The organism is Rhodococcus spelaei, from assembly GCF_006704125.1.
GTDB lineage: Bacteria > Actinomycetota > Actinomycetes > Mycobacteriales > Mycobacteriaceae > Rhodococcus_G > Rhodococcus_G spelaei.
In genome coordinates, this window is record NZ_VIGH01000005.1 from 188,567 (window position 1) to 203,935 (window position 15,369).

Annotated in this window: 14 protein-coding genes; 11 read left to right on the top strand and 3 right to left on the bottom strand. The window is 67.6% G+C overall.

Annotated features, from left to right (window positions below; genetic code table 11):
• Positions 1-60: 60 nt before the first annotated feature.
• A complete protein-coding gene (locus FK531_RS13010; protein ID WP_142099944.1) occupies positions 61-1,302 on the top strand; it encodes an acyl-CoA dehydrogenase family protein in 1,242 nt (413 codons plus the stop codon).
• 58 nt (positions 1,303-1,360) lie between these two features.
• Here FK531_RS13010 and FK531_RS13015 read toward each other — a convergent pair whose 3' ends face one another.
• On the bottom strand, positions 1,361-1,819 hold the full coding sequence (locus FK531_RS13015) for an SRPBCC family protein (RefSeq protein ID WP_142099947.1): 459 nt from the start codon (positions 1,817-1,819) through the stop codon (positions 1,361-1,363).
• Positions 1,820-1,934: 115 nt separating this feature from the next.
• Here FK531_RS13015 and FK531_RS13020 point away from each other — a divergent pair, with 115 nt between their 5' ends.
• Entirely contained in the window at positions 1,935-2,402 is a 468-nt protein-coding gene (locus tag FK531_RS13020) for a DUF309 domain-containing protein (RefSeq protein WP_142099948.1), read from the top strand.
• Positions 2,403-2,762: 360 nt separating this feature from the next.
• On the opposite strand, the gene FK531_RS22890 is transcribed toward FK531_RS13020, so the two are convergent.
• Together FK531_RS22890 and FK531_RS22385 are read right to left on the bottom strand one after the other, a co-directional pair.
• Positions 2,763-2,888: a hypothetical protein gene (locus tag FK531_RS22890; protein WP_290367624.1), complete on the bottom strand. Its 126-nt coding sequence runs from the start codon at positions 2,886-2,888 to the stop codon at positions 2,763-2,765.
• A 532-nt stretch (positions 2,889-3,420) separates the two neighbouring features.
• Entirely contained in the window at positions 3,421-3,567 is a 147-nt protein-coding gene (locus tag FK531_RS22385) for a hypothetical protein (protein WP_181762942.1), read from the bottom strand.
• Positions 3,568-3,819: 252 nt separating this feature from the next.
• On the opposite strand from FK531_RS22385, the gene FK531_RS13025 reads away from it, so the two are divergent.
• The 9 genes from FK531_RS13025 (at position 3,820) to FK531_RS13065 (ending at position 15,297) form a co-directional block, all read left to right on the top strand.
• Positions 3,820-4,614, top strand: a complete 795-nt coding sequence (locus FK531_RS13025; protein WP_142099950.1) for a TIGR03084 family metal-binding protein — start codon at positions 3,820-3,822, stop codon at positions 4,612-4,614.
• Positions 4,611-6,356, top strand: a complete 1,746-nt coding sequence (locus tag FK531_RS13030; RefSeq protein WP_142099952.1) for an acyclic terpene utilization AtuA family protein — start codon at positions 4,611-4,613, stop codon at positions 6,354-6,356. Before FK531_RS13025 ends, FK531_RS13030 begins: the two co-directional genes overlap by 4 nt.
• Positions 6,356-7,507 carry an acyl-CoA dehydrogenase family protein gene (locus FK531_RS13035; protein WP_142099954.1) on the top strand — a complete coding sequence of 384 codons (1,152 nt, stop codon included), beginning with the start codon at positions 6,356-6,358 and terminating at the stop codon, positions 7,505-7,507. The genes FK531_RS13030 and FK531_RS13035 overlap by 1 nt, the downstream gene beginning before the upstream one ends.
• Before the next feature lie 17 nt (positions 7,508-7,524).
• Positions 7,525-9,123 carry an acyl-CoA carboxylase subunit beta gene (locus FK531_RS13040; RefSeq protein WP_142099956.1) on the top strand — a complete coding sequence of 533 codons (1,599 nt, stop codon included), beginning with the start codon at positions 7,525-7,527 and terminating at the stop codon, positions 9,121-9,123.
• Between the two features lie 47 nt (positions 9,124-9,170).
• On the top strand, positions 9,171-11,219 hold the full coding sequence (locus tag FK531_RS13045) for an acetyl/propionyl/methylcrotonyl-CoA carboxylase subunit alpha (protein WP_435531051.1): 2,049 nt from the start codon (positions 9,171-9,173) through the stop codon (positions 11,217-11,219).
• Complete coding sequence (locus FK531_RS13050) at positions 11,216-12,376, top strand: acyl-CoA dehydrogenase family protein (protein WP_142099960.1); 1,161 nt, start codon at positions 11,216-11,218, stop codon at positions 12,374-12,376. Before FK531_RS13045 ends, FK531_RS13050 begins: the two co-directional genes overlap by 4 nt.
• A 2-nt stretch (positions 12,377-12,378) precedes the next feature.
• On the top strand, positions 12,379-13,167 hold the full coding sequence (locus FK531_RS13055) for an enoyl-CoA hydratase family protein (protein WP_142099962.1): 789 nt from the start codon (positions 12,379-12,381) through the stop codon (positions 13,165-13,167).
• 21 nt (positions 13,168-13,188) lie between these two features.
• Positions 13,189-13,794, top strand: a complete 606-nt coding sequence (locus tag FK531_RS13060; protein ID WP_142099964.1) for a TetR/AcrR family transcriptional regulator — start codon at positions 13,189-13,191, stop codon at positions 13,792-13,794.
• Between the two features lie 90 nt (positions 13,795-13,884).
• On the top strand, positions 13,885-15,297 hold the full coding sequence (locus FK531_RS13065; protein WP_181762943.1) for a wax ester/triacylglycerol synthase family O-acyltransferase: 1,413 nt from the start codon (positions 13,885-13,887) through the stop codon (positions 15,295-15,297).
• Positions 15,298-15,369: the final 72 nt, after the last annotated feature.

The following is a 15,369-nucleotide window of genomic DNA, read 5'->3' on the forward strand; positions in this document are numbered from 1 at the left end:
ATGAGAACGTGTTCTATATTTGCCTCTGGTCATCCCCGTCGAATCCCTGGAGTTCACTACATGTACGAGTGGTCCGATACCGATCTGATGTTCCGCGACGCCCTGCGTGGGTTCATCGAGAAGGAGATCAAGCCGCACGTCGACAAGCTCGAGAGCGGCGAGCTGCCCCCGTTCGACATCATCCGCAAGATGTACGCCACCTTCGGGATGGACGAGATGGCCAGCGAGGCGCTCGAGAAGGCCTTCGCGAAGGAGGACGCGCGCGAGCGCGGCGAGACGCTGCCCGAGTCCGGCGACAAGACCGCCGGATTCAGCGGCGCGGGCAGCATGGGCGTGATCCTCAACAGCGAGCTCGCGGGTGTGAGTCTCGGCCTGGTCGCGTCGATGGGCGTGAGCTTGGGCCTGACGGTGGGCACCCTGCGCAGCCGCGGCACCCTCGCGCAGAAGAAGCGCTGGCTGCCCGAGCTGGTCACCATGGAGAAGGTCGGCGCCTGGGCGATCACCGAGCCCGACTCGGGCTCGGATGCGTTCGGCGGCATGAAGTCCTACGTGCGGCGCGACGGTGACGACTACATCCTCAACGGCCAGAAGACCTTCATCACGAACGGCCCGTACGCCGATGTGACCATCGTCTACGCCAAGCTCGACGAGGGCGACGCCTCCGTCGACCGCCGCGACCGCAAGGTGCTGGGCTTCGTCCTCGACAAGGGGATGGAGGGCTTCACCCAGAGCCCGCCGTTCAAGAAGATGGGCATGAACTCCTCGCCCACCGGCGAGCTGTTCTTCGACAACGTGCGGATCGGCAAGGACCGTCTGCTGGGCGAGACCGAGAACCCGGCCAAGGGCGACGGCAAGGAGAGCGCGAAGGAGTCGTTCGCGGCTGAGCGGATCGGCATCGCCTCGCTCGCACTGGGAATCATCAACGAGTGCCACCGACTGTGCATCGATTACGCCAAGACCCGCAAGCTGTGGGGCAAGGAGATCGCGCAGTTCCAGCTGATCCAGCTCAAGCTGGCCGAGATGGAGGTCGCCCGGATCAATGTGCAGAACATGGTGTTCAACGCGATCGAGCGCACTGCTGCCGGCGCGAAGGTGACCCTCGCCGAGGCCTCGGCAATGAAGCTGTACTCCTCGCGGGCCGCGACCGAGGTCGCGATGGAGGCGGTGCAGCTCTTTGGCGGCAACGGCTACATGGCGGAGTACAAGGTGGAGCAGCTCGCGCGGGACGCGAAGTCGCTGATGATCTACGCGGGCAGCAACGAGATCCAGGTGACGCACATCGCGAAGGGCCTGCTGGCCTGAGTTCGGGTGCACGGTTTCGGGGGCTCACCTGCGATGCGGGTGGGCCCCCGAGGCCTTTTCAGGCGCTGTGCTTCTCCGTGAGCGCCTCGACCTGGGCGCGCAGGGTGGCCTCGGTGTGCTTGATGGCCGTTCCCACGATGGGTTCGACGATCTTCGCGAGCGCCTTGCCGAGCAGCCCGCCGCCGAGCGAGTAGTCGAAGTCGACGGTCAATTCGGTCTTGTCCGCACCGTGCGGGGTGAACCGCCAGGTCGAACCGTTGGCAATGCCGTCGACCGACTCGAGTCGGATCACGACGTTCTCTTCCCATTCGGTGATCCGGACCCGCGATCCGAGAGACTTCGGGCCGATCTGCATGGCGGCGTCGTAGGTGGCGCCGAGTCCCTGCGTCCGGGTGCCGACGGGAGCGAACTTGGTGATGCCGAACATCCACTTCGGCACAGTGCGGTAGTCGTCGACGTACGCGAACGCCTGCTCGACCGGCACGTTCGCGATCGCGCGGTGGTGAATCTGACCCATTTGTCTCCCTTGACGTGCCGGCTGACCGACTAACCCGTGTTACTCACGGTAACGGTTAAATTCGAAGTTGGACAGTTGTTTGGGTGTCGAATTTGCGCGGAATTAGAGTGGACGCATGGACGGGCGTGAGCGAGATGCGCGGGGCCGGCCGCTCAACGCGCGGCCGCGCGACGGGCTGGGGCGCCCGCTGCCTCGGGGCGCCGACGGAGTGCCGAGAATTTCCGAGGGGCAGGTTCGAACGCCCGCGGAGTCCGTCGCCGAGGCACAACGGCTGTTCGACGAGGGAATGCCGTTTCATGCGCACGAGGTCCTCGAGGACGCGTGGAAGTCCGCACCCGAGGTAGAGCGGGCGCTGTGGCAGGGCCTCGCGCAGCTCGCGGTCGGTTTGACCCACCTGATGCGCGGGAACCGGGCGGGTGCGCGGTCACTGCTCGACCGGGGGCGCGAGCGGATTCGCGCGTACGCCGACGATCCGCCGCACGGCTTGGACGTGGCAGGCCTGCTCGACTGGTCCGCGGGCCTGCTCGACGACCTCGCCACCCCGACCCCGCCGCGACTGTCGAGAAATGTACCGTTTGGTTAACGAACGGGTGTGGCTGGTCTGGTGCGTCGGGGTCGCCGCATACGTCGTCGCCATAGTCCAGGGCAGTTCGTTCGGTGTGTCCGCTCGCCGCCCTGCTGCACAGCGCCGGATGGCAGCGTGCCTACCTGTCCAGTGCGGCGCTCGGCGTGCTGATCGTCTCGGTGGCGTCGGCCATCGTCGCCGGCCCGGTCATCGGGGTGCTCACGCCCGCACGTCCAATCCGGCGTCGAGCACAGGGACCGCGTAGCGGATGGTCAACATCGGTGTCTACGTGCGGTCGTTGCGAGAGGTCTGGCGGGGCAGTCGGAGCGGGGCCCGGCGGTGGCGGGTCCGGACGACATGTCCGGACCCGGCCGTGGATCAGGGAAAGGTGCTGCCGACGTTGCCGGTGCTGCTGCCGGTGAAGCCGTCTGTCGTGGCCTTGGGCTCCGCCGGGCCGAGCAGGGCCGCGATCGCGGTGAGCAGTGATGTCAGTTCGGAACTCATGCTGTCACTCCGTCTTCCTGGGCGTTGTGTCACCCCGGCGGGCGCGGGGCCGGTCCAGTTCTACCGGAAGGTCGGGCGCGGTGTACTGGTTTCGGGGCGTTGTGTCCGAGTGTGACCGGATGAAAGCTGTTGATGCTGCGCATGATTCGAAGAATTCACACTGGATGAAGATGCACTGAGGGGGTCGCCGGCATGAGCCGACGACCCCCTCAGGGTGGGTTGCCTACTTCGACGAGCCGCCCGACGAGCCGCCGCTGCTGGAGCCGGAGGACAGGTTGTCGAGGGCCGTGAAGACGGTGTTCAGGCCGCCGAACAGATCGGCGAGATCGGACGAGAGCATATTCACTCCTGGTTTACTCGTGACTAAATTGTGTGACGCCTGGTCAAGCGTTCAGACAGTTCTACCCGATGTGACCGGTTCGTGACCAGCGAATGGTGAGTAAACGCCGGGTGGCCGGAGAATTTGTCCGCCAGTTGAATGACGTCTCGTTCCGGGAACTGTCACGACACGGTGCGATCTCGGGCCGCCGTGTCAGCTGCCGAGGGTGATCCCGGGCAGGCCCAGGCTGATGCCCGGCAATCCCACGCTGCTGCCGACCGCGGGGGCGGGGACGCTGCTCCCGACAGTGATGGTCGGAGGGGCGAAGAGGGCGAGCAGGGGGAGGATTGCATCGAACATGGATCACTCCTGGGGGTGGTCGGTGGGTGGATGGGTGCGCCGGGTGTCGGCGCGCGTCCGTTGTACCGCACGCGACGGTGTGCCGGGAGCGTTTCGGCACTCTCGCGAAACGTTGAACAGTATTGCGGCGCAAGAAAGTTTGCCTCCGAAACCATTTCTCGCGGGTGTCAGTGGCCGGCAATAACAATCAGGCATGCTTGCTTTTTTTCTCTCGTGGGGTGATGCTGGACACAGCACCGTCGAGGGAGACTCATGGCCGATCTGAACACCGTCCTCACCGATCTGCGCGCCGAGGGCGACGCGGTGGACGCGCTCGTCGCAGGCCTCGAGCCCCAGCGGTGGGCGACGGCCACCCCGGCTCGGGGTTGGACGGTCGCGCATCAGATCGGCCACCTGGCCTGGACCGACCGCGCCTCGCTGATGGCCGTCACCGATGCCGACGCGTTCGCGGCCTCGCTCGAACAAGCCTGGGCCAACCCGACCGGCTTCGTGGACGAGGGCGCCGAGATCGAAGCGGCCCGCCCGCCCGCCGAACTGCTGGCCGACTGGCGCGCTGGCCGCGACGCCCTGGCCGATGCGCTGGCGGCCGTCCCGGCCGGTGTGAAGTTGCCGTGGTACGGACCACCCATGAGTGCCATGTCGATGGCCACCGCCCGGCTGATGGAGACGTGGGCGCACGGGCGGGACGTCGCCGAGGCGCTCGGAGCGGTCATCGCGCCGACGAATCGGCTCCGCGCGATCGCTCACCTCGGCGTGCGCACGCGCGACTTCGCCTATGCCGTCAACGAGCTTGCTCCACCGGCGGAGGAGTTCCGGGTCGAGCTCGCGGCGCCGGAGGGCGGCGAGGTCTGGACCTGGGGTTCGCCCGACGCGGCCCAGCGGGTCGCCGGTCCCGCCTACGACTTCTGCCTGCTCGTGACCCAGCGCGCGCACCGAGACGACCTCGCGCTCACAGCGGTCGGGCCGGCCGCCGAGGCGTGGCTCGGCATCGCGCAGGTCTTCGCCGGCCCGCCCGGGGCCGGCCGTGAGAGGAAGGCGGACGCGTGAGCGCCCCGGTCCGGATCGGAAACTGCTCGGGCTTCTACGGCGACCGCATCACCGCGATGCGGGAGATGCTCGAGGGAGGTGAACTCGACTACCTGACCGGCGACTACCTCGCCGAGCTGACCATGCTCATCCTGGGGCGGGACCGGATGAAGGATCCGAACCTGGGCTACGCCAAGACTTTTCTCCGTCAGATGGAGGACTGCCTAGGTCTGGCCGTCGACAAGGGTGTGCGGATCGTGGTCAACGCGGGCGGCCTCAATCCGGCCGGCTTGACGGACAAGCTGCGGGAGATCGCGGTCAAACTCGGTGTGGCAGCGGAGTTCGCGCATGTCGAGGGTGACGACCTGACGGGCCGCGCCGCGGAACTCGGTCTGGGACAGCCTTTGACCGCAAACGCGTATCTCGGTGCGTGGGGCATCGTGGAGTGTCTGAACTCCGGGGCCGACGTGGTGGTGACCGGCAGGGTCACCGACGCCTCGGTGATCGTCGGACCCGCGGCAGCACACTTCGGTTGGCGCAGAACCGATTACGATCAGCTCGCCGGGGCCGTCGTGGCGGGGCATGTCATCGAGTGCGGCACCCAGGCCACAGGCGGGAACTACGCCTTCTTTCAGGAGATTGCAGACCTCACCCGACCCGGCTTCCCGATCGCCGAGATCAGCAGCGACGGATCCTCGGTGATCACCAAGCATGCGGGCACCGGCGGCGCGGTCTCGGTCGGCACCGTGACAGCGCAGTTGATGTACGAGATCCAGGGCGCCCGCTACGCGGGACCGGATGTCACCACCCGCCTCGACACCGTGACTCTGACCCAGGCGGGTCCCGACCGGGTCGGGATCGGTCCGGTCAGCGGTGAGGCGCCGCCGCCGGAGCTGAAGGTCTCACTCAACACGCTCGGCGGCTTCCGAAACGAAATGGCTTTCGTGCTCACCGGTCTCGACATCGAGGCCAAGGCGGAACTGGCGCGCAAGCAACTCGAGTCCTGGCTGACCGTCACGCCCGCGGAACTCGACTGGGAACTCGCCCGACTGGATCGCCCGGACGCCGAGACCGAGGAGCAAGCCAGCGCGATCCTGCGTTGCGTGGTCCGGGATCCGGACCCGAACAAGGTTGGACGGTCGTTCTCCAGCGTGGCCGTCGAACTCGCCCTGGCCAGCTATCCCGGGTGCACCTTCACCTCGATGCCGGGCAACGGCGCGCCCTACGGCGTCTTCACCCCCGGATACGTGGACGCCCAGCAGGTTCCGCACATCGCCGTGCTGCCGGACGGCAGCCGTGTCGATGTCGCGCAGGCCGTCGACACTCGCGCCCTCGCGGCGGTCGCGGACCCGGCGATGCCGGAGCCGTTGCCCGCAGGCCAGGTCCGGGAGGTGCCGCTCGGCGCCATCGCGGCGGCGCGCAGCGGCGACAAGGGCGGTAACGCGAACATCGGGGTCTGGGTCCGCACCGACGAGCAGTGGCGTTGGCTCGCCCACGAGCTCACCGTCGACCGGATCCGGACGATGCTGCCCGAGACCGAGAACCTGACGATCGTTCGGACGATGCTGCCCGAGTTGCGGGCGGTCAACTTCGTCATCGAGGGGATCCTCGGACAGGGCGTGGCCTACCAGGCCCGGTTCGACCCGCAGGCGAAGGGGCTCGCGGAATGGTTGCGGTCCCGTCACATTCCCGTGCCGCAGGCACTGGTCGAAAACCAGCCCGAGGCTTCGCCTGAGGGACCGTCAATCGAGGAGCAGGCGTAGTGACCGACGCGTGGAACGATGCGCAGCGCAGCGAGTTGCGTGAGACCGTCCGCAGGTTCATGGACAAGGAAGTCCTGCCACACCAGGACGAGTGGGAGCGGGCGGGCGAGTTGCCCCGTGAACTGCACCGGCGGGCGGGCGAACTGGGTCTGCTCGGAGTCTCGTTCCCCGAGTCGGTCGGTGGCGGTGGTGGAGAGGCGACCGACGCGATCGTGGTGTGCGAGGAAATGCACTACGCGGGCTGTTCGGGCGGGCTGTTCGCCTCGCTGTTCACCTGTGGCATCGCACTTCCGCACCTCGTGGCCGCGGGTGATCCCGAGCAGATCGAGAAATGGGTCCGGCCGACCCTCGCGGGCGAGCTCATCGGATCCCTGGCCATCACAGAGCCGGGCGGCGGGTCCGATGTCGGACATCTGACCACCCGGGCGGTTCGCGACGGTGACGACTTCATCGTGAACGGCGCGAAGACCTTCATCACCTCCGGCTGTCGAGCGGACTTCGTCGTCACCGCAGTGCGTACCGGCGGCGAGGGGGCGAACGGGGTTTCGCTCCTCGTGATCGAGAAGGGCACACCGGGGTTCACGGTTTCGCGCAAGCTCGAGAAGATGGGCTGGCTGGCTTCGGACACCGCGGAGCTCTCGTTCGTGGACTGCCGGGTACCTGCGTCGAACCTGGTGGGGGCGGAGAACTCCGGCTTCGCTCAGATCGCCCAGGCTTTCGTCGCCGAACGGGTCGCGCTCGCCACCCAGGCCTACGCGAGCGCGCAGCGCTGCCTGGACCTGACCGCACAGTGGTGCCGCGACCGGGAGACGTTCGGCCGGCCGCTGATCACCCGGCAGTCGGTGCAGAACACGCTCGCGGAGATGGCCCGCAAGATCGACGTCGCCCGGGTCTACACCCGGTCGGTGGTCGACCGGTACACCGCCGGCGACGTCAATCTCATCGCAGAGGTGTGCTTCGCGAAGAACACCGCCGTCGAGACCGGCGAATGGGTTGCGCACCAGGCGGTTCAGTTGTTCGGCGGTCTCGGTTACATGCGCGAGAGCGAAGTCGAGCGGCAGTACCGCGACATGCGCATCCTCGGCATCGGCGGTGGCACCAACGAGATCCTGACATCCCTGGCCGCAAAGCTTCTCGGATTCCAAGCGTGAGAGTGGAGTAAGCAACGATGACGGTAGTGAGATCGACGCTCGACACCGCGGGCGAGGACTTCCTCGCGGCGGCGGAGGCGATGGAGACGAAACTTGCCGAGGTGCAGGTCGAGTTCGACAAGGCGCTCGCCGGCGGCGGGCCCAAGTCGGTGGAGCGACACCACAAGCGGGGCAAGTTGCTCGCTCGTGAGCGGATCGAGTTGCTGATCGACCCGGACTCTCCGTTCCTCGAACTGTGCACGCTCGCGGCCTGGGGCAGCGACTTCCCGGTCGGTGCCAACGTGGTCACCGGTATCGGCGTGGTCGAGGGCGTCGAGTGCATGATCGTTGCGAACGACCCGACCTCGCGTGGCGGCGCCAGCAATCCGTGGACGATCAAGAAGAGCTTCCGGATCAACGAGATCTGCGAGCAGAACCGGCTTCCCGTCATCTCGCTGGTCGAGTCGGGCGGGGCGGACCTGCCCACGCAGAAGGAGGTTTTCATTCCGGGCGGACGGATGTTCCGAGACCTCACCCGCGCGTCTGCGGCCGGAATTCCCACCATCTCACTGGTGTTCGGCAACTCCACGGCCGGCGGCGCCTACATCCCCGGTATGTCCGATCACGTGGTGATGATCAAGGAACAGTCCAAGGTCTTCCTCGGCGGACCGCCGCTGGTGAAGATGGCCACCGGAGAGGAGTCCGACGACGAGTCGCTCGGCGGCGCCGAGATGCACGCCCGCAAGTCGGGTCTGGCGGACTACTTCGCGCAGGACGAGTACGACGCGATCCGTATCGGTCGCAACATCGTCAAGCGGCTGAACTGGCGCAAGCAGGGCCCGGCGCCGCGAGCGGAGGTCATCGAGCCTCTCTACGATCCCGAGGATCTGCTCGGCATCGTGCCGGCCGACCTGAAGATCCCGTTCGACCCGCGAGAGGTGATTGCGCGGATCGTCGACGGCTCCGACTTCGACGAGTTCAAGGCGATGTACGGCAGCTCGCTCGTCACGGGATGGGCGGAGCTGCACGGGTACCCCGTCGGCATTCTCGCTAATGCCCGCGGCGTGCTCTTCAGTGAGGAGTCACAGAAGGCCACCCAGTTCATCCAGCTGGCCAATCGCGCGAACACGCCGTTGATCTTCCTGCACAACACAACCGGCTACATGGTCGGCAAGGAGTACGAGCAGGGCGGCATCATCAAGCACGGCGCGATGATGGTCAACGCGGTCTCCAACTCGAAGGTGCCGCACATCTCGATCCTGATGGGTGCCTCCTACGGGGCCGGGCACTACGGCATGTGCGGCCGGGCCTACGACCCGCGATTCCTGTTCTCCTGGCCCAGTGCGAAGTCCGCGGTGATGGGGCCCGCCCAGCTGGCCGGCGTCGTGTCGATGGTGATGCGGGGCAGCGCGGAGGCCAAGGGGCTGCCGTTCGACGAGGAAGCGGACAAGGGCATGCGCGCGATGGTCGAGGCGCAGATCGAGGCCGAGTCGTTGCCGCTGTTCCTGTCCGGCCGTGTCTACGACGACGGCATCATCGATCCGCGCGACACGCGCACCGTGCTGGGTCTCTGTCTCTCGGCGATTGCCACCGCCCCGATCGAAGGCACCGAGAACTTCGGTGTCTTCAGAATGTGAGCGCCGCCTCCATGTCTGACCAGTTCAACACCGAAGGCGAGGGTCGAGTGAGCATCGCAGCGACGAAGGAGCGAGGAGCGGAGCGAGCCGGAGCCGAGAAGTTCAACACCGTCCTCGTCGCGAACCGCGGCGAGATCGCCCGGCGCGTGTTCGCCTCCGCCCGCCGCGCGGGACTCGGCACCGTCGCAGTCTTCTCCGATGCGGACGAGAACTCGCCGCACGTGCGCGAGGCTGATGCCGCGGTCCGGTTGCCGGGCAACACCCCGGCGCAGACCTACCTGCGCGGCGACCTGATCATCGCCGCGGCGCGGGCGGCAGGTGCCGATGCCGTGCATCCCGGCTACGGATTCCTTTCCGAGAACGCGGAATTCGCGAAGGCCGTGCAGGATGCCGGGCTGACCTGGATCGGTCCGCCGGTCAAGGCAATCGAGCTGATGGGCTCCAAGGTCGAGTCCAAGAAGATGATGGACGCGGCCGGCGTTCCGGTGCTCGCCGAGCTCGACCCCGCGCAGGTGACCGAGGACCAGTTGCCGGTGCTGATCAAGGCGTCCGCAGGCGGCGGCGGTCGTGGCATGCGGGTGGTGCGCACGCTCGCCGAGCTGCCGGGGCAGCTCGAGGGTGCGCGCGCCGAGGCCGCGTCCGCGTTCGGTGATCCCACCGTCTTCTGCGAGCGTTACCTCGAGACCGGCCGGCACATCGAGGTGCAGGTGATGGCCGACGCGCACGGTACCGTCTGGGCGGTCGGCGAGCGCGAGTGCTCCATCCAGCGCAGGCATCAGAAGGTGGTCGAGGAGGCGCCCTCGCCGCTGGTCGAGCGGATTCCTGCGATGCGCGCGAAGCTGTTCCACGCGGCCGTCGACGCCGCGGCCGCGATCGGATACCAGGGTGCCGGCACCGTCGAATTCCTGGCGGACGAGGACGGCGGCTTCTTCTTCCTGGAGATGAACACCCGGCTGCAGGTCGAGCACCCGGTCACCGAGCTGACCACCGGTCTGGACCTGGTGGAGCTGCAGCTGCAGGTCGCCGAGGGGCAGGCGCTCGGTGAGCACCCGCCCGCCCAACGCGGCCACGCCATCGAGGTTCGGCTGTACGCGGAGGACCCGGCGCAGGGTTGGCAGCCGCAGAGCGGCACGGTGCATCGGTTCGACATTGCCGGTGTGGACACCGAATTCGGCGTTCCGACTGCGACTCGTGGCGTGCGCCTGGACTCGGGCGTGGTCGACGGATCGGTCGTGGGGGTGTTCTACGACCCGATGCTCGCGAAGGTCATCGCATGGGCCCCGACCCGGTCTGCGGCTGCGTCGCAGCTCGCTTCGGCGTTGTCGCGTGCGAAGATTCACGGACTGGTCACCAACCGCGACCTGCTGGTCAACGTGCTGCGGCACCCGGCCTACCTGGCGGGGGAGACCGACACCGCCTTCTTCGACCGGCACGGGCTCGACACCCTGTCGGCGCCGGTCGCCGTGGAGGTGGCCGAGCGCGTGTCGGCCCTGGCCGCGGCCTTGGCGCAGGTGGCGGCCAACCGTCGCACCGCGCCCGTCAACGGCGCGCTGCCCAGTGGCTGGCGCAACGTGTCGTCGCAGCCGCTGCGCAAGGTGTACGAGAGTGCTTCTGCCACCTACGAAGTGGACTACCGGCTGACCCGCAACGGCGTTCTGGTCACCGACTTCGTGTCCGGCGCGGAGCTCGAGTCGGCCACTCCTGAGGCGGTCGTGCTGACCGTGGACGGTCTGAGCCGCCGATTCGAGGTGGCCCGCTACGGCGACTTGGTCTGCGTCGACTCGCCGCTCGGCGCGGTGACGCTCACCGCGGTGCCGACTTTCGTCGACCCGGCGTCCGTGGTGGCGGCCGGATCGCTGCTCGCGCCCATGCCCGGCACCGTGATCCGGCTCGGTGCGGCCGTCGGCGAGACGGTGAGCGCGGGCCGGCCCATCCTGTGGCTCGAGGCCATGAAGATGGAGCACACCATCGCGGCTCCCACGGACGGCGTGCTGACCGAACTGGATGTCGTGGTCGGCCAGCAGGTCGATGTCGGGGCGATCCTCGCCATCGTCGAAGAACCCACCGTCGGAGAAACTACCGAGGAGAGCGCATGAGTTTCATCGAGACCGACGAGCAGAAAGAGCTCCGCGCCGCGGTCTCCAAGCTCGGCGAACGCTACAACTACGTTGACTACGTGCTGCCGCGGGCGCGTAAGGGCGAACCACTGACGGAATTGTGGAACGAGGCGGGCAAGCTCGGCTTCCTCGGGGTGAACCTGCCCGAGGAGTACGGCGGCGGTGGGGCAGGCATCTACGAGTTGGCCCTGGTGCAGGAGGAGATGGCCGCGCACGGTGCAGGGCTGCTGCTGGTCGTCGTGTCGCCGGCGATCTGCGGGACGATCATCGGAAAGTACGGCACCGACGCGCAGAAACAGCAGTGGCTGCCGGGCCTGGCCGACGGCACCAAGATCATGGCCTTCGGCATCACCGAGGCGGACGCCGGATCCAACTCGCACCAGATCTCGACCACCGCACGTCGCGACGGTGAGGACTGGATCCTGAACGGGAACAAGATCTTCATCTCGGGCGTGGACCAGGCCGACGCGGTGCTGATCGTCGCCCGTACCGAGGACCACAAGACCGGGAAGCTCAAGCCGGCGCTGTTCATCGTCCCCACCGACGCCGAGAACTTCGTCAAGACGCCGATGGAGATGGACATCGTCGAGCCGGACCACCAGTTCACGCTGTTCCTCGACGACGTGCGACTGCCCGCCGATGCGCTGGTCGGTTCGGAGGACGCGGCGCTGATGCAGTTGTTCGCCGGGCTGAACCCCGAGCGCATCCTCGGCGCCGCGATGGCGATCGGCATGGGTCGGTACGCGCTGAACGCCGCCGTGAGGTACGCGCAGGAGCGCACCGTCTGGAAGACGCCGATCGGGGCGCACCAGGGCGTCGCACATCCGTTGGCGCAGTGCAAGATCGAGCTGGAGCTCGCCAAGCTGATGATGCAGAAGGCCGCGTCGCTATACGACAGCGGCGACGACTTCGGCGCTGCGGAGGCCGCGAACATGGCCAAGTACGCGGCTGCCGAGGCCAGCATCAAGGCGCTCGACCAGGCCATCCAGACACACGGCGGCGGCGGTCTGACCAAGGAGTACGGCTTGGCCGCGATGCTGGGCGCGGCGCGGATCGCGCGGGTGGCGCCGGTCAGCCGGGAGATGATCCTCAACTTCGTCTCCCAGCATTCGCTGGCACTGCCCCGGTCGTACTAGTCATGGCCGAGGTGAGCGAGCGGTACGTCCGCTACGAGGTGTCCGGCGGGTTCGCGACCGTCACGCTGGACTCGCCGCACAACCGCAACGCGATCTCCTCGCGGTTGGTCGGCGAGCTCCGGCAGGCGCTGGAGGACGCGGCACGAGACGAGAACGTCCGCGCGGTCGTGCTCACCCACACGGGCGGAACGTTCTGTGCCGGAGCGGATTTGTCGGAGGCTGCGTCGAGCGCGGATGCCGATCCGGCCGAAATCGCTGCGCAGCGCACGAGACAGATGACCGAGTTGTTGCGGGTTTTCCTGGAGCTGCCGAAGCCGATCGTGGCGCGGATCGACGGACATGTGCGCGCCGGCGGTATGGGACTCGTGGGCGCGTGTGACCTTGCGGTCGCGGGACCGTCGAGCACCTTCGCGCTGACCGAGGCGCGACTCGGCCTGGCCGCGTCGATCATCTCGCTGACGGTGTTGCCGCGCCTGACCTCCCGTGCGGCCGGGCGCTATTTCCTGACGGGGGAGAAGTTCGGCCCCGAGCAGGCCGAAGCCATCGGTCTGATCACCGTGGCCTCGGCCGACACCGGGGCGAGCGTCGACGACCTGCTCGCGGCGCTACGGCAGGGTTCACCGCAGGGACTGGCGGAGTCGAAGAAGCTCACCACCATGCGGGTGCTCGCCGACTTCGATCGGGACGCCGACGAGTTGGCCGCACAGTCGGCACGGCTGTTTGGCTCCGACGAGGCACGGGAGGGCATGATGGCGTTCTTCCAGAAGCGGCCGCCGCGCTGGGCAGAGTGAGAAGCGCACGAGGAGATTGCGATGGAACGCGAACCGAAGCAGGACCGTAGCCGGGCCACCCGGCTGCGACTGCTCGAGGCGACCATCGACTGCCTCGCCGCGCAGGGTTGGGGTGCGACGACAGTGTCGGTGGTCGCCGAGCAGGCGGGGGTCTCCCGCGGCGCCGCTCAGCACCATTTCCCCACCCGTGAGGACCTGATCACCGCGGCGCTGGACTTCATGTTCGACGGCCGGATGGCGGAAATCCGGGAGGAGGCCGTCGGCCTGCCGATCGGGCCCGGCCGGACCGAAGCGGTGGTGTCCCGGATGGTCGAATATTTCACGGGTCCGCTGTTCCGGGCGGCGTTGCAGGTGTGGACCGCTGCCGCGGCCGACGACGCGTTGCGGCAGCGGGTGGTCCCGTTGGAGGCGAAGTTCGGCCGCGTCGCGCACCGCGTGACAGTCGAGTTGCTCGGAGCAGACGACGCCGATCCGGTCGCGCACCGGTTGGTGCAGGCGACCCTGGACCTGGCCCGCGGACTCGGGCTCGCGGACGTGCTGACGGACGACTCGCTGCGCCGCTCCCACATCATTCGGCAGTGGTCGGCGACCCTCGACGCGGCGCTGGGGCAGCCGGCGGTCGGCTGAACGTCGACATACTGGACGGTCTGTGAATCTCCGTCTGAGCGTCGCATGTCCGATACTGTGCGACAGGGGGTCGCACAGGAGGCCGGGACATTGTCGACACAGCTCACAGCCGATGACGCGGTGCATGTCTACGCCGAGGAGCACGGCGCTCAAACCAAGATCATGGACGTCTACGTCTTCGACGCAGCTGCGGCCGGGGTCGAGCTGGCGTACGACGACTTGCTGACCTGGGTGTCGGACCGGATCGAGCGCTGTGCGCCGATCTTCCGTCAGCGGCTGGTCCGGGTGCCCGGTGACCTCGACTATCCCTACTGGTCGCTCGACGCGACGTTCGACCTGCGCAACCACGTGACGCTGACAGCCTCGGCGGGTCCGGGGTGGGACTCGCTGATGCACCAGATCGGCGGCATCGTCGACGGGCCGGTCGACCTGACGCGCCCGCCGTGGGAGTTGCACGTGATCACGGACGTCTCGGGGATCGCCGACCTGCCAGCAGACGCCGCGGTGGCGGTGCTGAAGTTCCACCACTGCGTCGGCGACGCGACCGAGACGGTACGGCTCGGGCGGCAACTGTTTGCAAGCGAGTCGGAGCCCGCGACCGCAGACGTGGGTACGGAGCGCGACCGCTCCCGGCTGTCGATGCTCGGCGTGGCGGTGCGACGTGCCCCGCGGAGTGTTGCCCGGCTGGTCTCCGGGCTCGCCCGCCTTCGCAAGGACGGTCGAGGTGCGGCAGCCGAAATCCCGGCCGCAGCGAGGCAATGGCCGCAGACACGATTCAACCGGCCGCTGACGTCGACGCTGCGGTTCGGCCGGGTGGTGTTCGACCTGCCTGCAGTCATGGCGGTGCGGTCCCAGTGCCTGGGCGCCACAGTCAACGACGTCGTGCTGTCTGTCATCGCCGATGCGATGTCGGCATACCTTGCCGAGGTCGGGGAGTGGCCTGACGGCTCGCTCGGGGCGAGGATGCCCTACTCGACACGAGCCTTCAAGGAATCGACGGCAGGAAACCGGTTCGATGTGCTCTCGGTGAATCTGCACACCGACGTAGCCGACCCGTTGGAGCGACTGCGTGCGATCCGGGATTCTGCTCAAGAGGCGAAGGACGGCCTGACGAAACGCCTGGGGGCGCCCAACGCTCACACCCTGGACGAGATTCCCGCGCCCTACATGCGGATGGCATTGAAGGCCGATGCGCGAGCGAGGCGCGCAGGACAACCGGTCCTCGGCGGGAACACGTTGATCTCGAACGTCGGCCGCGGTATCGCCGACCTGCAGTTGTTGGGCTCGCCCGTGGTCGACTCGTTCGGCATTCTCCCGATCACCGACGGCGCGGGCTTGAGTCACTTCGTCGCGTCGTTGGCGGATCGACTCACGATCACGTTCACCGCAGACGCCGTGATGATGCCGGAACTGGAGCGATACGCGCGCCTGCTGCGCGCCGGTTTCACGGAGCTGGCGGCCTTGAGCGAATTGGAAGCATCACAGGCGGACACGTCAGCCTGAACGGGTTGTGGTCCCGCGCCGAGGATTCCCCCTAGAGCAACGCGACAGGGCCCGCACTCGAACCGAGTGCGG